Origin of the sequence: Pseudomonas sp. MH9.2 (assembly GCF_034353875.1) — a bacterium.
Classification (GTDB): domain Bacteria; phylum Pseudomonadota; class Gammaproteobacteria; order Pseudomonadales; family Pseudomonadaceae; genus Aquipseudomonas.
Genome location: NZ_CP133784.1, coordinates 5135007 through 5154052, shown reverse-complemented (window position 1 = coordinate 5154052; position 19046 = coordinate 5135007). Strand labels below are relative to the sequence as shown.

The following is a 19046-nucleotide window of genomic DNA, read 5'->3' as shown; positions in this document are numbered from 1 at the left end:
CGCAAGCCCGGCATCGAGCAAAAATTGACTTAACCTGTCAGTAGGCATTCAACGAAGCGCGGCCATTATGCGACATCTGATGATTTACCTGCTGCTGACATTCAGTCCATTGGCACTGGCTAATCAAGCAGAGCGCCTCAAGGAAGCAAACTTCCCCGCGCAACTCAGCGACCACTCACCTGTGCTTGAACGCAAGAGCCAGGCGGTACTGACGTATTTATGGGTCGACGTATACGCTGCAGCCCTGTTTGCTGAACCTTCGACCAGCGCCCAACAGGCGGTTTCCGCCCAAAAAACGCAGCGCCTCGAATTGTATTATTTTCGCGACATTGATCGTCAGGACGTGATCAAAGCCGCCAGTGCTACGCTCGAACGCCAGCAAAACACCGCAACCCTCGCCCGCCTGCAACCACAACTGGATCAGATCAATCAGAGCATCCAGAGTATTCGTCGCGGAGACAGGTACGCCTTGACCTGGCAGCCTGGCCAGGGACTGAAGATGGAATGCAACAGCAAGGTCATCTTCAGCAGCCGGGACAGCGAATTGGCCCAGGTATATTTCTCGATCTGGCTGGGGACTCAGGGGGTCTCAGACGACTTGCGAGAAGCCTTGCTCACGCAGAATTGAGCAAGGCTGTTGTGCTTCGTATCAGCGAGCTAACACCAGGAACAAGCGTTGCGCCAGCTCCTTGCCAATTACACTGCGGTAAATGCTCACGACTTCTTTATTGTCACTGGCGGCTCTAAGCAAAGCCTTATAACCCAGACGTCTCTGTTCAGGTAACTTCAGATGTGCAGCCGTGAAGGCCTCGGAACTGGCGCTTTCTGTGGCGTAATGAAAATGCGCCCACCATAAGATCTGGTTGTCCTTGTCGCGAATCGCGTACTCCTGCAGAAAGTCGTCACGCCGGGCACCCGACAAGTTCTTTCTACCGTCGAAGCGTGAAATATTGACCTCCCCTTGCCTATCCAGGTAGTTGATTCGTGCCGCCGTCGGCGGCCGAGCCTTGATCATACTGATACGAATGCTGCGCCCCTCTTTGGTCAATCGGGCCGCTGCCGCCCGAAGGTCTTTGAGCACGCTGACCACCTGCGCATAAACCGATTCAGCCAGCATTGCATCATTGCTGTACACGTCGAGCCGGTCCGCAAGCTCGCTCAGCTTTCCGGCCTTTTGCACCAGAATATCTTGCATATCTTCAGGTTCACTGGCCCTCTTGGACTGACGCCAGGCGCTGCTGACTGTTCGCTCCACTTGACTGAGCGACTCAAGCGCATCGCGTTGCAACTCATTCAATGGCACGTTTTTGACTTTCGGGGTGGTCGTGGGTGGCTGAGCAGTCTCGATGCCCACCCATTCCCCGTCGGCATGCTGGTGATAGGAGCCGATGACTCGATGGGTGATCAGGTCGGTCACATCTACAACCTCGCCGGGAAAATCCGGTTCTTCCGAGCGAACCTGCCCCACCAGCGAGCGCTGACCTCGTGTCCTGATTATTTTTTTCCTGGGCTGCTCAACCTTGGGTACATATTCAGACGGCAGTGCAGACGAGTCTGTTTCCTCTTGAATCAGCGCAGACAAACGGGTTTCCGCGCTGTCACGTATGGCAACCATCTCAGCCAAAAATCGCTTCAGGTACTCACTCTGAACAGAGTCAATTTCAAAGGACTGCGCATAAACCGCAATATCAACGGCCCTGCCATATTCGCGAAATGCACTTTCAAGCACGTTGATCTGCTCGATCAGCGAGTAGTCGTTAGGCTTGTCCAGCTCGGCGTGAGAACTGAGTGCACCGTGAAGGCCGTCGTCGTTACGCAACGCCTTGAGCTGCTTCAAGCTTTGATCCATGAGCATTTGTTCTTTGCTGAAACACAGTTCAAGCAAAGAGAACAGGCGCGTCACTTTCCACTCCAGACGGGTGAACATATTATTCTTGTGCAATTCCAATACCTCGACGCGCCAAAGCGACTCTCCCACCTTGGGAACCGCACGCAACTGCTGCCAAAGTAATTCCCTGGCATCTGCCCATTTCGCGCCCATTTCCTGCTGCACCAGAAGCTTCCTGAATAAATTCAGGTATGCATCGACATTAGCGGGGACCACCACACCATCCGAGGATGATTCTTGCAGGATCGCGATGTCATGCCGCGTCATGCGTTGAATATCCTGAAGCAAAAGCCCTTCGAAATAACACACGTGCCTGGCAGCGCCCCGAAGATCAGCCGCAGTCACCTGCTCTAAAGGACGATCTGCGGACCTCAACGCTTGGCCCTGCTTGATTTTTTGCTCGACAACTTCAACGACTTCCTGCAAATCTTTTTCATAACGCAGGAAAAACAATGAGCGAAGCTCGCCGGTCGCGGTCCGGAGCTGCGTGTCGTAAGCCATGATTTTTTTATACAGTGCGTCTAAACGCGACTGTGACTGCATCCTGCTTTCCGTGATTTGTTTGAGCTTGGCGGCGTTTTCCTCAATCATTTTTCCAGCTTTTTTCTTGGGGCCTCCACCGCGTAATCTCAGCCTCAGGTCCAGATCCCAGACCGGACCATCATGCTTGAGCCACGGCCCGGTTCGCAGTGAATCATTCAAGTCGACAACGACGACGCCGTCCTCCTCAAGCATCACCCGGTAAAGGTCTGAATCGACCCTGGCATACCATGCTCCCTCAACCTCATACAAACCCTCATGAGGACCGGCAGCCGCAGGAGCCCCCAGGGTCGACGCAAGCGAGACCTTAAAGGTGTCCAAAATCCCTCGTTGAGTCGCGGTCAATTGATTCCTCGGATTCGACCAAGTGAAATCGAGCACAGTTCGTCCGGCGCCAATCGGCTGCATCGCCAGCGGCTCGGATTGCCGAATAACCATTTCAGCCACAACCGATGGGGCTGCCTCGTCTCTGCGGCTCAGCCCTGATGTACGAATGGCTGACCCGCTGACAGAGAGACCTTGGTGCATGAGAATCAGAGAAATATTCAGCAAAAAATCGGCCAGCGCGGTGGCCTGGACGCTGGCATCAGTGCTGCCTTGAGCCTTCAGCGCCTGATCAACGCTGACCATCAACTGTGCAAGCCACACGGCATTGGCCACCGGACCACTGACAAAAGGCAGCAGGACATTGAGCAGCAACCAGCCACCTTGCTTGAGCCTCGCCCAGCGACTTTCGGTGTTAGAGACTGAGTTTCGGTCAGCCAGATCAACCAGCGCCCGGGCATTGGCGGCAAAAAGGACGAGCAATGGGTCGCCATCAACCGTGTCAACACTCAGCACAGCTGGTTGCGGGCGCTCCAGCGGCGCAAACTCGGAGCCCAGACCGAAGCGCACACTATGCGGTTCCTGAAAGCCGCCGTTGGCGTAGTTCAATCGCGCCCGGTCACCCAGCCAAACCAGAACGGTCTCCTGCATGTCGCCCGGTTGTTGTATGGCAGCCAGCAGCGCTGACCATGAGCCAAATTCAGTCAACGACTGACTGGCGAACGGCCGGTAAAGCACATGCGGCCCGGCAGCCACTTTTTCAGGGCCAATCACGAACATATTGCTGACCACGTCAGCGCTTGCGCCTGGGTGCGAGAAGAATGCCAAGGGCCGGATGACGATGCCGTGAGTCCCGACCTTTCGTTCGCCTGACGCTTTCATGAGCGCGGCGACATTGCGATAACCCGCCTCGCTGAACCCGCCCTCTCCCTTGATCTTCTGTTCCAGCGCCTTGAGCGGCAACTGAATCCGCAATTGTCGGGCAAACAATACCTGACGCCGCCCGGCTTCCTCGGTATCGGTAATCAGAGACCGCTCAAGCAGATGAGGATAGGCCTGGCCAATGTTCGCGCGTGCAGTCAGCGCTTTAAGGTAGTCCACCGAGAACCAGTCGGGTATTGGCTGAGCGCCGGCACGATGCAGGGTAATGCTTCCATAGGGCAGACTCGACAGGTTTTCCAGTGCGAACTCGCTCAGTGTCATACGCACCCGTTCAACCCCGCCTACCGACACGATCTGCCCGCCCGATGGCAACGCTGCAGCCGTCACTTTGTCGATCACGATCTCGATGTCGTCCAGCGACAAGTCGCTGGCACCGGGATGGTCTTCCAGCACATTCAGGCGCAAGGTCTGAAGCGTAAAATCGGTGATCGACGGCAAATCGTCATTAAACGATTGGCCGTTCGAACGTTCCTGTTCTACCGCCAACGCAGCCAGATACCAGCTGTAATCCAGACGGTCAGTTATCGTGGCGTGCTGAAGCCATTCGGGAAGCGTCTCGAGGGCCCGTGCCGGAACCTGAATATTGGCGGGGCCCGGCGCGTCGAACACGCTGCACAGGTCTGTGGCCGAGGCCAGGTGTTGCTCTAGAGACTCAAGGTCATACGAATCGGCACCTTTCAGCGCCTGCAGGGTGTTCAACTGCGTCTCCAGAAGGACCTGAGTCAACGCCTCGAAAATATTGCCCTCGGGCTCATACAGCGTCCATTGGAGCTGATCGACGTCCCACTCTCTGCCGAGCCTCGCACCCAGGCTTACGCCTAACTGATCCTGGGATGAACAGGATTCGACCTTCCCCGAAGGCCAGCACACCATCACGATCTCGTCTCCAGCCGTGTGCCCGACCAACACAATCGCAGGCAGTGGCTCGTCGTTGGATTCGCCCTCTTTGCCCATATTGAGGTAAGCGATGCACGCGCGCAGGTCATCGTCGGCCTTGCCAGGGATCGCACCGAGCAAGGCGTTGCGTTGAGCCTTATCCGCAAACATGGCAACAGCACTCAGGGCTGAGCGTTGCGCGTCAGTCTGCTGCGGAAAAGCCCCCGCTATGACCTTGTCGCTGAGCTGCTGCTTCAGCCTGCTGGACAACCATTCCCAGCGACTGATACCCGTGGTGCTTGGCTGACACCAATAGTCCGCAGTAGCCTGTTCAAAACCTTCGATCAACACCAGCGACAACCTGTCGAGCAGGGCGCTGATGTCTGCCATATCGACGGCCAGCGGCATCCATTCGCCAGCCGATGGCTGAGCCACAAGCACATGCTGTCCTTGCGTGAAGTGCCACGGTCTCTGGCTAGAGAAATTATCCAGCAGACAGTCCGTCAGTGTCATGAGGCGGCCTGCCGTGTTTGCGTACTCGCGACTCAATGGCGGTTCGGACACAACCGCCACCTCGGGTTCAATGCTCAGCGCAGGGTATTTTTCGCTTAGGGCGTCACGGAGCATTGCGGTTGCCACGTCACGCAGTGTTGGGCGGGTCAAAAATTGTTCGACCACATCGATTTTGATTGTCATCTCGCAGGTTTACTCACTCAGTTGGGTTGTTCGCCCCCAAACGTAGCCATTGCTATGTTTGAGGGGGCACGGCCGAGTGAGTTAAGGGTGCGCCTCTGAGCCGAGTGACATACATAAGTAGTGATGCCTGAATAAGCTTTCGATATCGGTAGTCGTATGGATTGTTCTGCAGGTGTGAAACCGACCGCCACCACACTGGCAGTCACCTCTGGCGGCGCCGGTAAACGGCTGATAGCCAAATCGCGTCCAAAAAAATGCCCCGAACTGAGTCGGGGCACCTTTCTACCTTTTACTTGGCCTAGTGGTTACTTAACGCGGGAAAGCAGGCGGGTTGACCCCGGACATGTCTTCCATCACGCGAACAACCTGGCAGCTGTAACCGAATTCGTTGTCATACCAGACGTACAGAACAACACGGTTGTCATTGCAGATGGTCGCTTCAGCATCCACTACACCGGCGTGACGCGAACCCACGAAGTCGGTGGAAACCACCTCCTGCGAATGCACGAAATCGATCTGCTTGTGCAGGTCCGAGTGCATGGCCATGTAGCGCAGGTACTCGTTGATTTCGTCGCGGCTGGTTGGCTTCTCAAGGGTCAGGTTGAGAATAGCCATGGACACGTTTGGCGTTGGAACACGGATCGCGTTGCCGGTCAGTTTGCCAGCCAGTTCAGGCAGGGCCTTGGCAGCGGCGGTAGCAGCACCGGTTTCAGTGATAACCATGTTCAACGCAGCGCTACGGCCACGACGATCACCCTTGTGGAAGTTGTCGATCAGGTTCTGGTCGTTGGTGTACGAGTGAACTGTTTCAACGTGACCATTGACGATACCGAACTTGTCGTTGACGGCTTTCAACACCGGCACGATGGCGTTGGTGGTGCAGGAGGCCGCCGAAACGATCAGGTCTTCAGCCGTGATCTGATCATGGTTGATGCCATGCACGATATTCTTCAGTTTGCCTTTGCCTGGCGCGGTGAGAACCACACGCTCGATGCCTGCGCAGGTCAAATGCTGGCCCAGACCCTCGGCATCACGCCATACGCCGGTGTTATCCACCAGCAATGCGTCCTTGATGCCGTACTGGGTGTAATCCACCTCGGTCGGGTTCTTCGCGTAGATCACCTTGATCATGTTGCCGTTGGCGGTGATGGTGCTGTTGGCTTCATCGATAGTGATGGTGCCATTGAACGGGCCATGTACCGAGTCACGACGCAGCAGACTGGCACGCTTGACCAAGTCATTGTCGGCGCCTTTGCGCACGACAATGGCGCGCAGACGCAGGCCATCGCCCCCACCGGTTTTCTCGATCAGAATCCGCGCCAGCAGGCGACCGATCCGGCCGAAACCGTACAGCACGACGTCCTTGCCTTTACGAGCAGTGGCGCTTTGTTGACCGACGACGTCAGCCAGCTCTGCACGCACGAACTGCTCGGCAGTACGGCCTTGGCCTTCTGCCTTGAATTTCACGGCCAACTTGCCCAGGTCCACCGAAGCGGCACCCAGCTTGAGTTCGCTCATCGCTTTTATAAGCGGGAATGTTTCGTGTACGGACAGCTCACTGCCATCGGCCTGGCGATGACGAGCAAAGCGATGGGCTTTGAGAATCGCGATGACTGAACGGTTGATCAGACTGCGGCCATAGATCGAGCTCACCACATTGTTATTGCGGTAGAGCTGACCGATGAGGGGGATCATCGCCTCGGCGAGGGCTTCACGATCGATCCATTCACCAAGACACTGGTCGGGCTTCTGAGTCACGGGAACCTTCCACATGTAGGGGCTGAAAAAAGGGGCTACATTATGCCGCCGCCTTTGTTTATGAGCAATGCACGGCTATCAGATTACATGGCACTACATTTTCCGGCGCGCTGAAAACTGACAGCACCTACCTCCTCCCGCTACAATCGCACCCCCTGTTGCAACGCTTGGAGCTCAACCTCCCGTGCCTGTCCTGCGCCTACCGCTACTCCCTGCCGCTGCAGGTAAACAACACTGGGGCAATTTGCCTGGTGCCGCCCTGAGCCTGGCCATCGCCGAGGCTGCCAGCGCCGCCAAGCGCTTCACGCTGCTGTTGACCGCCGACAGCCAGAGTGCCGAACGTCTTGAGCAAGAGCTTAGCTTCTTTGCGCCCACGCTGCCGGTTCTGCATTTTCCGGATTGGGAAACCCTGCCCTACGATTTGTTCTCGCCGCACCAGGACATTATTTCCCAGCGCATCGCCAGCCTTTATCGGTTGCCGGAACTCGCGCATGGCGTTTTGGTAGTACCGATCACGACGGCGCTACACAGACTGGCACCCACCAAATTCCTGCTCGGCAGCAGCCTGGTGCTGGACATCGGCCAGAAGCTTGATGTCGAGCAGATGCGTACCCGGCTTGAGGCCCGCGGCTATCGCTGCGTCGATACGGTGTATGAGCACGGCGAGTTCGCGGTCCGTGGCGCCCTGATCGATCTGTTCCCGATGGGCAGCAAACTGCCGTACCGGATCGACCTGTTCGACGACGAAATCGAAACCCTGCGCACCTTCGACCCGGAAAACCAGCGCTCCATCGACAAGGTCGAATCGGTTCGCCTGCTGCCGGCGCGAGAGTTTCCGCTGCAAAAAGATGCTGTCACCCGCTTCAAGGCCCGCTTTCGCGAGCGCTTCGACGTGGACTTCCGTCGCTGCCCGATCTTTCAGGACCTGAGCAGCGGCATCACACCGGCCGGTATCGAGTACTACCTGCCGTTGTTCTTCGACGAAACCTCAACCCTGTTCGATTATCTGCCCCAGGACACCCAGGTGTTCTCCCTGCCCGGCATCGAACAAGCGGCGGAAAATTTCTGGAACGACGTCCGCAACCGTTATGAGGAGCGTCGCGTCGACCCTGAGCGACCTTTATTACCGCCCAATGAATTGTTCCTGCCGGTGGAAGACTGCTTTGCTCGCCTGAAAAGCTGGCCACGCGTGGTTGTCAGCCAGCAGGACGTCGAGCCCAGCGCTGGTCGCGAGCGCTTCCCGGCGCTGCCGTTGCCGGACTTGGCGATTCAATCCAAGGCCACGCAACCGTTGGCGGCGCTGTCGACATTTCTCGAAGGATTCCCGGGCCGTGTGCTGTTCACTGCTGAATCCGCCGGGCGCCGGGAAGTCCTGCTGGAACTGCTTGAACGCCTGAAGCTGCGGCCGAAAACCGTGGACAACTGGCCGGACTTCGTCAGTGGCAGCGAGCGCCTGTCGATCACCATCGCACCACTGGATGAGGGTCTGCTGCTGGAACACCCCTCCCTGGCACTGGTAGCCGAAAGCCCACTGTTCGGTCAGCGGGTCATGCAGCGCCGGCGCCGGGAAAAACGCACCGACGGCGGCAACAATGACGCAGTCATCAAAAACCTCACTGAACTGCGCGAAGGCGCACCGGTGGTGCATATCGACCATGGCGTTGGCCGCTACCTGGGCCTGGCCACGCTGGAAGTGGAGAATCAGGTCGCCGAATTCCTGATGCTGGCCTATGCCGAAGACGCCAAGCTATATGTCCCGGTTGCCAACCTGCACCTGATCGCCCGCTACACTGGCAGCGATGACGCCCTTGCGCCGCTGCACCGACTGGGTTCGGAAACCTGGCAGAAAGCCAAACGCAAAGCGGCCGAGCAAGTGCGCGATGTCGCCGCCGAGCTATTGGACATCTACGCGCGACGGGCCGCCCGTGAAGGGTATGCCTTCGCCGACCCAAAAGCCGACTACGCGACGTTCAGCGCCGGCTTCCCATTCGAAGAAACCCCGGACCAGCAAACCACCATTGATGCCGTACGTGCCGACATGCTCGCGCCCAAGCCGATGGACCGCCTGGTGTGCGGCGACGTGGGCTTCGGCAAAACCGAAGTGGCAATGCGCGCAGCCTTTATTGCCGTACATGGCGGACGTCAGGTGGCCATTCTGGTGCCGACCACCCTCCTCGCCCAGCAGCACTACAACAGTTTCCGCGATCGCTTTGCCGATTGGCCAGTAAGCGTGGAAGTCATGAGCCGCTTCAAGTCTGCCAAAGAAATCAACGCAGCAGTCGCGGACCTGGCAGAAGGCAAGATTGATATCGTCATCGGCACGCACAAGCTGTTGCAGGACGATGTGAAGATCAAGAATCTGGGCCTGGTCATCATCGACGAAGAGCACCGTTTCGGCGTGCGTCAGAAGGAGCAACTCAAGGCCCTGCGCAGTGAAGTCGACATTCTCACCCTGACCGCGACCCCGATCCCGCGCACGCTGAATATGGCGGTTTCGGGCATGCGTGATTTATCGATCATTGCCACACCGCCAGCTCGCCGCTTGTCCGTGCGCACTTTTGTCATGGAAGAGAACAAAAGTACGGTCAAGGAAGCACTGCTCCGTGAACTGCTGCGTGGTGGCCAGGTTTACTACCTGCACAACGACGTGAAAACCATCGAGAAATGCGCCGCCGACCTGGCCGAACTGGTGCCTGAAGCCCGTATCGGCATCGGCCATGGACAGATGCGCGAACGCGATCTCGAACAGGTGATGAGCGACTTCTATCACAAGCGCTTCAACGTCCTGATCGCCTCGACCATCATCGAGACGGGTATTGACGTGCCCAGCGCGAACACCATCATCATCGAACGTGCCGACAAATTCGGTCTGGCGCAATTGCACCAATTACGTGGCCGGGTCGGCCGCAGTCACCACCAGGCTTACGCCTACCTGCTGACCCCACCCCGGAAACAGATCACTCCAGACGCAGAGAAGCGCCTGGAAGCCATCGCCAACACCCAGGACCTCGGTGCGGGCTTCGTGCTCGCGACCAACGATCTGGAGATCCGTGGTGCTGGCGAACTGCTGGGCGACGGGCAGAGCGGACAGATCCAGGCCGTGGGCTTCACCCTGTACATGGAAATGCTTGAACGCGCGGTCAAGGCCATTCGCAAGGGCGAGCAGCCAAACCTCGACCAACCCCTGGGCGGCGGCCCGGAAATCAACCTGCGCTTGCCAGCGTTGATCCCTGAAGCCTACCTGCCCGATGTTCATACCCGCCTGATTCTGTACAAACGCATCGCCAATGCCGCCGACGAAGAGGGCCTCAAGGACCTCCAGGTCGAGATGATCGACCGCTTCGGCCTGCTGCCCGAACCGACCAAAAACCTGGTACGCCTGACGCTGCTCAAATTGCAGGCCGAGCAGCTGGGCATCAAAAAAGTCGACGCCGGACCGCAGGGTGGACGAATTGAGTTCAGCGCCGATACCCAAGTTGATCCGCTGGTGCTGATCAAACTGATTCAGGGCCAGCCCAACCGCTACAAGTTCGAGGGTGCCACGCTGTTCAAGTTCATGGTGCCGATGGAGCGCCCGGAAGAGCGATTCAATATTTTAGAAGCGCTGTTCGAGCGCCTGACTCCAAAAACGGCTTAAGGATTCACCCATGCGTGTGCTCCACTCATTGATTCTGCTGCTGACACTGGTCACACCGGCAGCGTTTGCCGACGGCCTGTATCAGGTCGAAATGATCCTGTTCCGGCAGATTGGCCAACCAGCCACGACCAACCAGCCCTCCCCCGAAGCCTGGGCCGCCGGGGCGCAGAAAATCAGCCCCGAGAATGAACGCAGCCCGGCGCTGACCGGAATGGCCAGCAAACTGGAGGCGAGCGGCAACTATAACGTGCTGCTGCATCGGGCCTGGCAGCAAAACCTGAGCGCTGACCCGAGCAAAATGGCGGTCAGCAGTGGTCAGGAGCAGTTTGGTCACTTTCCCATTGAAGGCACCGTCACCTTGAGCCTGGCGCGGTTTACTGATATCACGGCAGACTTTTGGGTCAATCAGCTCGATGCCTATGGCGTGGTGCGCACCAGCGAGCGAATGACCCAGACGACCCGGGTGAAGAATGGCGAATTGACCTATATGGACAATGGCAGCCTGGCCATGCTGATCAAGGTTTCACCTCTTTAAGCATCCAGGGAGCGCGTTGCGCTCCTTGCCCTTTGAGCATCGCTGCGGCGTCGGGCTGTACTGAACTGTGTCGTCCATTCTTGAAAAAGTTCTAGCCTCTTCATGGGCACAAGTCTTCAAAGCTCAAAGCCTTGAGCGAGGGCGCGACTACGCCCAGCAGCAACGCATCAAGTTGCAGCACCTGAGTCCCGAGCTGGTCAGGACAGTGTGCAAAGGCTCGGGCCTGGAAATCTACACGCAAACCCTCACCCTCAAGGACCCAGCCGAGCATAAACAATTCGTGGCGTGTAAATGCACCTGCCCCGTGCGCAACAATTGCAAACATTGCGCTGCCGCTCTTTTCTTTCTGCAGGACCCGGAAAACAAGGCCTCGATCCTCACCGCGCTGGGTGCGCCAGACCGTGCGCCTGCGCCAGCACGAGCCGAGCCCAAGCCCGCATTGCCAGAACGCTTGATCGACACCCAGCCTCGGCCTCGGCTGATTCTCGCCAGCTTCGAGTTCAGCGCTTACGAACCGCGCAATGGCCGTATGCAGCGCCATATCCAGCATCGCGCCGCGCTGGCGTTTGGCTACGGTGAGTATTACGCGACGGGAAGCAAAACCACCGACGTCCTGGAGCACTTCGATACTGAAACCGTGCGCATACGCCGCTATCCAGAGGCAGAAAAGCACTGGCGACAGGTTATTCAGGACCTCGGTTTCAGGCTGGCGACTCGGCAAAGCAAGGCCTTGCCCGATAGCGCTGGGGACATGTTCGAACTGCCGAGCGACAAGGCCTGGCTGAATTTCATGACCCACGACCTGCCGCAGTTGCGTGAGCAAGGCTGGGAGATCGACGTCGCGGAGGATTTCGCGTTTGACGTCACCCCCGTAGACGACTGGTATGCAGTCATTGATGAGCAGCCTGAGCACGACTGGTTCGACCTGGAGCTGGGCATCATCGTCAATGGTGAGCGCCTGAGCCTGCTGCCGATTCTGATCAATCTACTGCGCAGCCACCCCGAACTGATGAGCCCGGCCGGGATCGCCAAGCGTCGGGATGATGAGCAACTCTTGGTCCAGCTCAACCACTTCACCCAGCGAGGTGGCGGCCCGGTGCAAGTCGCCCTGCCCTACGGCCGTCTAAAACCAGTACTGGCAACCCTGGGTGACTTCTATTGGCGCGAAGACGGCAATACCGCGCTGCGCCTCAATACTGCAGACGCCGCACGCTTGACCCAGCTGGACGATATGCCGCTGACATGGGAAGGCGGTGAACGCCTGCGCCAATTCGGCGAGCGCCTGGCGGACATCAAGAATTTTTCAGTAAGTGTCCCCGATGGCTTGAATGCGACCCTGCGACCCTATCAGCTCGAAGGCCTGAGCTGGATGCAATCGCTGCGCGAACTGGAAGTGGGCGGCATCCTGGCCGATGACATGGGCCTGGGTAAAACCCTGCAAACCCTGGCCCACCTGCTGGTGGAAAAACAGGCCGGTCGCCTTGATCGCCCGTCCCTGGCCGTGATGCCCACCAGCCTGATTCCCAACTGGATGGATGAAGCTGAACGCTTCACACCTCAACTACGTGTATTGGCGTTGTATGGGCCAGGTCGGCGCCAGAACTTCGCCAACCTGCAGGATTACGACCTGATTCTCACCACCTATGCATTGCTGCCGCGCGATGTAGAATTGTTGGCGCAGCAACCGCTGCATGTGCTGATCCTCGACGAAGCGCAGTACATCAAGAACCCCAACAGCAAGGCCGCTGAGGCCGCGCGCAGTCTAAACGCCCGACAGCGCCTGTGCCTGAGTGGTACGCCGCTGGAAAACCATCTGGGCGAACTCTGGTCGCTGTTCCACTTCCTGATGCCCGGCTGGCTGGGCGACAGCAAGCAGTTCAACAGCAACTACCGCACCGCCATCGAGAAGCAGGGCAACGAAGAACGCTTGCAGCACTTGAACGCGCGAATCAAGCCGTTTTTGCTGCGTCGTACCAAGGAGCAAGTCGCAACCGAACTGCCGCCCAAGACCGAAATCATCCATTGGGTCGAGCTCAACGACGCCCAGCGCGATGTGTATGAGACGGTGCGCCTGGCCATGGACAAAAAGGTGCGCGACGAAATCGCCCGCAAAGGCGTTGGTCGCAGTCAGATCATCGTACTTGAGGCGCTGCTCAAACTGCGCCAGGTCTGCTGTGATTTACGGCTGGTCAACAGCGCACCTGCAACGGGGCGCCATGGCAGCTCGGCCAAGCTGCACAGTCTGATGGAAATGTTTGAAGAGTTGCTGGCAGAAGGTCGAAAAATCCTGTTGTTCTCGCAGTTCACCTCAATGCTGACCCTGATCGAAGCCGAGCTGAAACAGCGCGGCATCGAATACGCATTGCTCACCGGGGCAACCAGAGACCGTCGCACACCGGTGCAGGATTTTCAGAGCGGCAAGCTTCCGGTTTTCCTGATCAGCCTCAAAGCCGGTGGCACCGGCCTGAACCTGACCGCAGCCGACACGGTGATCCATTACGATCCCTGGTGGAACCCAGCGGCCGAAAATCAGGCCACCGACCGCGCGTACCGCATCGGCCAGGAGAAACCGGTGTTCGTCTACAAGATGATCGCGCGCGGCACCGTGGAAGAGAAAATCCAGCGTTTACAGCAGGAAAAATCAGCGCTGGCGTCAGGCGTACTGGATGGCAGGACCGCAGGTGACTGGAAGCTGGGAAGCGAAGACATCGCCGCCCTGTTCGCGCCATTGCCAGCGCCGGTCAAAAAGATAAAGCATTGAGTCAGCCACCCCTAACTTACCCTGTGAAAGCTGAGTGAGCGTTCACTGGGTAAGCGAGGGGTAACAATAGATGCAGGAGCGGGCTTGCCCATGTCCGTCCCCAGCGCAGCCTTCAGCCAGCAGCAAGCACCCGCGCCAAAGTTGCCTTCACCTTGCCCATTCCGTCATGCAGTGCCTGTTCAATTTCGGCCATGGTAATCACTGCCGACGACTTGCCTGCCGCAGGGTTGACCACCAGCGCCAGACAGGCGTAATCCAGTTCTATTTCGCGGGCCAGTGCCGCTTCAGGCATACCGGTCATACCGACGATATCGCAACCATCACGCTCCAGGCGGATGATCTCCGCCACGGTTTCAAGGCGCGGGCCCTGAGTACAGGCATACACGCCCTGGTCGCTGTAAGCACAGCCTTCAGCCGCCAGCGCTGCAATAAGTCGCGTGCGTAGCACTTCGCTGTAGGGGTAGCTGAAGTCGATGTGGGTCACCTGCTCCAGATCATCGGCAAAATAGGTGTGCTCGCGACCGCTGGTGTAGTCGATTAACTGATGCGGTACGCAGAAATGCCCAGTGCCCATCGCCGGATGAATCCCGCCCACAGCATTCACGGCCAGAATCGCCTCTGCCCCGGCCTGCTTCAATGCCCACAGATTAGCGCGGTAGTTGACCTGATGCGGCGGTAGGCGATGGGGGTGACCATGGCGCGCCAGAAACAGCACCTCGCGGCCTGCATATTCGCCAATCTGAATCTCGGCCGACGGCGCACCATAAGGCGTATTCATCGGCAGGGACTGACGGATATTCAAGCCCTCAAGTTGGGTCAGGCCAGTGCCGCCGATAATCGCGTAAACAGTCATTAATACATCCTTCAGTCGATCAGTTGGGCGGCACGCAGTGCATCAAGGGCCGCCAGCCAGCGTGGGTGCTGACGATATTCAGTAGTGGCGTACGCCTGGCCTCGCATCCTCGCAATGCGTGGCGACGGCTTAACCTTCAGCCGTTGCGCAGCACCGAGTGCCAGCTCGGCAGCAGCCCGATCATTGCAGACCAGGCCCATGTCACACCCGGCGCTCAAAGCAGCCTCGATACGACTTGCAGCATCACCGACCACATGTGCGCCGGCCATGGACAGATCATCGCTGAAAATCACCCCATCGAACTGCAACTCGCCGCGCAGGATATCTTGCAACCAACGCCGGGAGAAACCAGCAGGCTGGGCATCGACTTGCGGATAAATGACGTGGGCCGGCATCACGGCAGCCAGTTGCTTGCTCAGGCGAGCGAACGGCACAAGGTCCTTGGCGCGGATTTCATCCAGGCTGCGCTCGTCCGTTGGAATCGCGACATGGGAGTCGGCTTCAGCCCAGCCATGGCCAGGAAAATGTTTCCCGGTTGCCGCCATGCCCGCGGCGTTCATGCCACGAATAAAGGCGCCCGCCAGCAACGCCACACGTTCAGGATCACCGTCAAAAGCCCGGCTGCCGACCACGGCACTGCGCTGATAATCCAGATCGAGGACTGGCGCAAAACTCAAATCCAGCCCGACCGCCAACACTTCAGTGGCCATCAGCCATCCGCAATGCTCGGCCAGAGATTCGGCATTCAGGTTGTCGGCAATCGCCCGCATTGCGGGCAATCGGACGAATCCCTGACGCAGGCGCTGTACCCGCCCGCCCTCCTGATCGACCGCCAACAACAACTCAGGCCGTATCGCACGGACAGCGGCACTGAGTTCACGAACCTGGCGTGGATGCTCAATATTGCGCGCGAAAATAATCAGGCCACCAACTTCGGGCTGACGCAAAAACTGGCGATCCTCAGCGGTCAGCCAAGTACCGGCGACATCCACCATCAACGAGCCTTGCAGGCCAGAACTCATATGCAATTCCTTAACTCAACGCAGCCGACACCCGATCCGGGCGTGGCATCAAAGCGCAGTGAAGACAGCCAGACGCACACACCGCTGCCCATCGGCGAAGCCGGACACATACGGAGTGGCGTGGGAGACATGAATAAATCGAGGGTACGCATGGGCGGCTAGCTTAGCCGATGAAAGCTGCCGCGCCCACCCATCAACAGTCAAACCTTGGCGACGGCGACCGTACTTTTGCTACGTGGCTTGAGTTGTGCAGAAACCATGGCCGCGTCGGTCACGCCTGTTTCGGCCCGCATGCCGGCTGCCAGGAACGGCACCATCAGACGCATGACTTGTTCAATGGAGGTATTGACCCCGAAATCAGTCTCGGCGATCGCTCGCAACGCTTTGATCCCGGACATGCTGAACGCCGCAGCGCCGAGCATGAAATGCACGCGCCAGAACAGTTCGATCGGTGGAATATTCGGGGCGGCTTCATTGACCAGTAGCATGTAGCGGCGAAACACCTTGCCGTACATGTCTTCCAGGTAACGACGCAGGTGCCCTTGGCTCTGACTAAAGGCCAGGCCCAGCAAGCGCATAAAAATCGACAGGTCGTTACCGCTCCGCGGCTGCACCACCAACGCTTGTTCGACGAGGATTTCCAGCAGCTCTTCAAGTGTCGGCTTGTGTTCAGGCTTGGCCTGACGACGCTCCAGCTCTCGATCGAGACTGATACAGAACGGACCGAGGAAGCGCGAGAAAACCGCCTGAATCAGGGCCTTCTTCGAACCAAAGTGATAATTCACCGCGGCCAGGTTGACCGAGGCTTTGCTGGTGATCAACCGCAACGATGTTTCGGCAAAGCCTTTTTCCGCGAACAGCTGCTCAGCAGCATCAAGGATACGTTCAACTGTTTCCGACTGGGCCATGGTTTTTCTGCCTGACAAACACTCGTTTGAAACATACGTTTCAGCCGGGCTATTTGTCAAGTCTGTCCGTTCGTTTTCTGGCTGACCAGTCATGCATTTAATCATATAACCCGGGGCCTGTAGCCATTGCGTGATTTATTGCCTCGGATCACCTGCCAACACCCTTCTGCACACCGTCCAGCGGCCTGAGTAAAAAGGACGATTGCCAAGACGCAATCACTGTATATAATCCCAGTCACTGTATAAAAAGACAGAGCGATCATCATGATAAAACTGACGCCACGCCAAGCTGAGATTCTGGGTTTCATCAAACGCTGCCTTGAAGACAACGGCTACCCGCCGACCCGTGCGGAAATCGCTCAGGAACTGGGCTTCAAGTCGCCCAATGCGGCGGAAGAACACCTCAAGGCTCTGGCGCGCAAAGGCGCTATCGAAATGACGCCAGGCGCCTCGCGGGGTATTCGTATTCCAGGCTTCGAGGCCAAGTCCGAAGAGCGCAGCCTGCCAATCATCGGTCGCGTTGCCGCTGGCGCACCGATTCTGGCGCAGCAACATGTCGAAGAGTCCTGCAACATCAACCCGTCTTTCTTCCATCCGAGCGCAGACTATTTGTTGCGCGTACATGGCATGAGCATGAAAGACGTCGGCATCCTCGATGGCGACTTGATTGCCGTTCACACCTGCCGCGAAGCCCGCAACGGTCAAATCGTCGTGGCGCGAATTGGTGATGAAGTGACGGTTAAACGCTTCAAGCGTGAAGGCAGCAAGGTCTGGCTACTCGCCGAGAACCCGGATTTCGCCCCTATTGAAGTGAACCTCAAAGATCAGGAATTGGTGATCGAAGGCTTGAGTGTCGGCGTCATTCGCCGCTAAAGGAGACGTTATGCAGTTCCCCCAAACACCACAGCAAGCACAACTACCACTGTTCGAGGCATTCATGGCTCAGCCCATCGCCCCGCTCCTTAAAGAAGTGGTCGACACGCCCTGGAACACAGAGCCAGACGCTTTTAGTGAACTGTCATTGCGCGGCGCAGCCGGGAACTGTCTGAACCTTCTGGCGCCGATTTTGCGGGAGCTGAGTCAGGACCAGGATGCACGCTGGCTGACATTGATCGCGCCGCCTGCGAGCCTGACTCAGACCTGGCTGCGTGATGCGGGGCTTAATCGTGAACGGATTCTTCTACTGCAACCACGCGGCACACAAAGCGCGTTGCAATTGACCTGCGAAGCTCTGCGACTGGGTCGCAGCCACACGGTTGTCAGCTGGCTCAACCCGATTAATACCGGGGCGCGCCAACAGCTGGTCAGCGCTGCCAGAACGGGTGATGCACAAAGTTTGAATATTCGGCTGGGCTGAAGATCAGCCCGTGATCAATGAAGAACGCGCGGGCCATCGTGCTTATCAAGGTCGCCTTCCGCAAGGCGCCCAGCCATCTGAACGCCGACGCTCAGCATGGCTTTAGCGATTTCTACGTGCTGACCTTGCAAAAAAGCTTTGGCATCAGCGGAGAAATCCAGGGTAACCAAGGAGCCCTCGTCCTCAGCACGGCGCAGTTCGATACGGCCGTCGGGCAACTCGACAATTTCTAAAAAGGACGTTGGCATAGGATCTGTTCTCCACGAAAGGCCAGCATTGTATCAGCCTGTCGACTCAGCCCCTAGCCCATCGATCAATCAGCACTCGCTCAGCCCTTCGCGAAAACGAATCGTCAAGCTCTTGAGCTGCTGACGCCAACTTTCCATTTCCTCGCGGCCCAACTCAGGCTCAGGCTCGTCATCCAGGCTGACAGCGATAATCATTGGCTGCGTAACGTCACCCTTGGCTTTCCTTGGCGCACGTGGCGGCAGGAACAGCGCGTTGTAGGCTGCTAGCAACTGCGCAAGCCAGGTTTCCCGGTTTTGTGCCAGCTCGATCAGCTCGGCCATTTCAGGGATCGCGATAGCGTCCAGCACGTCCTTGGTCAGCAGCAGCTCTGCGCGCGGCGCATTGGCTTGGGGCAAACGGTAAAATCCTGCGATTTCATGGCACAAACCGAGCAACGCGCCATACAGGTGAAACAGTACGGACTCACGCTCAGCCTGAACCAGCGCGATAGCATTCATAGCCCGGCTCTCCTGGGCCTTGCCCAGCGCCTCAAGAGCGAGCCCTGCAAAGTAAATTTTCTGGTTGGTACGGGTATAGAGTTCATGGGCCATGGTGGCATTCTCCATCACAAACAAAAAAGAACGGCTCGACTCAAAGCAAATCTGGCTCGCGCAATACGCTTTGGGCGCACCGGGCGAGCCAGCATCAGACAATCGATGGG

Annotated in this window: 12 protein-coding genes and 2 pseudogenes; 7 read left to right on the top strand and 7 right to left on the bottom strand. The window is 57.8% G+C overall.

Annotated elements, in window-relative coordinates; all coding sequences use genetic code 11:
• The first annotated feature begins 67 nt into the window (after nt 1-67).
• Nucleotides 68-628 (top strand): chalcone isomerase family protein, encoded by a 561-nt coding sequence (locus RHM55_RS23720; protein WP_322178588.1) that lies wholly within the window; start codon nt 68-70, stop codon nt 626-628.
• 21 nt (nt 629-649) lie between these two features.
• On the opposite strand, the gene RHM55_RS23715 is transcribed toward RHM55_RS23720, so the two are convergent.
• Both RHM55_RS23715 and RHM55_RS23710 read right to left on the bottom strand, forming a co-directional pair.
• On the bottom strand, nt 650-5266 hold the full coding sequence (locus RHM55_RS23715) for a dermonecrotic toxin domain-containing protein (RefSeq protein WP_322178587.1): 4617 nt from the start codon (nt 5264-5266) through the stop codon (nt 650-652).
• Between the two features lie 309 nt (nt 5267-5575).
• Nucleotides 5576-7039 (bottom strand): glyceraldehyde-3-phosphate dehydrogenase, encoded by a 1464-nt coding sequence (locus RHM55_RS23710; protein WP_322178586.1) that lies wholly within the window; start codon nt 7037-7039, stop codon nt 5576-5578.
• Between the two features lie 169 nt (nt 7040-7208).
• On the opposite strand from RHM55_RS23710, the gene mfd reads away from it, so the two are divergent.
• From mfd to RHM55_RS23695, 4 genes and pseudogenes are all read left to right on the top strand, one after another.
• Nucleotides 7209-10661, top strand: a complete 3453-nt coding sequence (gene mfd / locus RHM55_RS23705) for a transcription-repair coupling factor (RefSeq protein ID WP_322178585.1) — start codon at nt 7209-7211, stop codon at nt 10659-10661.
• 10 nt (nt 10662-10671) lie between these two features.
• Entirely contained in the window at nt 10672-11196 is a 525-nt protein-coding gene (locus RHM55_RS23700) for a CsiV family protein (RefSeq protein ID WP_322178584.1), read from the top strand.
• Between the two features lie 67 nt (nt 11197-11263).
• Nucleotides 11264-11785: pseudogene (locus RHM55_RS26090) on the top strand (SWIM zinc finger family protein); the annotation flags it as partial.
• An 18-nt stretch (nt 11786-11803) separates the two neighbouring features.
• Nucleotides 11804-13957 (top strand): annotated as a pseudogene (locus tag RHM55_RS23695) (DEAD/DEAH box helicase); the annotation flags it as partial.
• A 112-nt stretch (nt 13958-14069) separates the two neighbouring features.
• Here the strand turns inward: RHM55_RS23695 and RHM55_RS23690 are convergent.
• The 3 genes from RHM55_RS23690 to RHM55_RS23680 form a co-directional block, all read right to left on the bottom strand.
• Nucleotides 14070-14810: an S-methyl-5'-thioinosine phosphorylase gene (locus tag RHM55_RS23690; protein ID WP_322178582.1), complete on the bottom strand. Its 741-nt coding sequence runs from the start codon at nt 14808-14810 to the stop codon at nt 14070-14072.
• 11 nt (nt 14811-14821) lie between these two features.
• Nucleotides 14822-15820: a beta-N-acetylhexosaminidase gene (gene nagZ / locus RHM55_RS23685; RefSeq protein ID WP_322183090.1), complete on the bottom strand. Its 999-nt coding sequence runs from the start codon at nt 15818-15820 to the stop codon at nt 14822-14824.
• Between the two features lie 212 nt (nt 15821-16032).
• Nucleotides 16033-16740 (bottom strand): TetR/AcrR family transcriptional regulator, encoded by a 708-nt coding sequence (locus RHM55_RS23680; RefSeq protein ID WP_219063179.1) that lies wholly within the window; start codon nt 16738-16740, stop codon nt 16033-16035.
• A gap of 264 nt (nt 16741-17004) precedes the next feature.
• On the opposite strand from RHM55_RS23680, the gene lexA reads away from it, so the two are divergent.
• Complete coding sequence (gene lexA, locus RHM55_RS23675) at nt 17005-17613, top strand: transcriptional repressor LexA (protein WP_219063180.1); 609 nt, start codon at nt 17005-17007, stop codon at nt 17611-17613.
• Nucleotides 17614-17623: 10 nt separating this feature from the next.
• On the top strand, nt 17624-18097 hold the full coding sequence (gene sulA, locus RHM55_RS23670) for an SOS-induced cell division inhibitor SulA (protein ID WP_322178581.1): 474 nt from the start codon (nt 17624-17626) through the stop codon (nt 18095-18097).
• A 14-nt stretch (nt 18098-18111) separates the two neighbouring features.
• Here sulA and RHM55_RS23665 read toward each other — a convergent pair whose 3' ends face one another.
• Both RHM55_RS23665 and RHM55_RS23660 read right to left on the bottom strand, forming a co-directional pair.
• Nucleotides 18112-18345, bottom strand: a complete 234-nt coding sequence (locus RHM55_RS23665) for a hypothetical protein (RefSeq protein ID WP_322178580.1) — start codon at nt 18343-18345, stop codon at nt 18112-18114.
• Between the two features lie 69 nt (nt 18346-18414).
• A complete protein-coding gene (locus RHM55_RS23660) occupies nt 18415-18936 on the bottom strand; it encodes a DUF6586 family protein (protein WP_322178579.1) in 522 nt (173 codons plus the stop codon).
• Between the last annotated feature and the right edge of the window lie 110 nt (nt 18937-19046).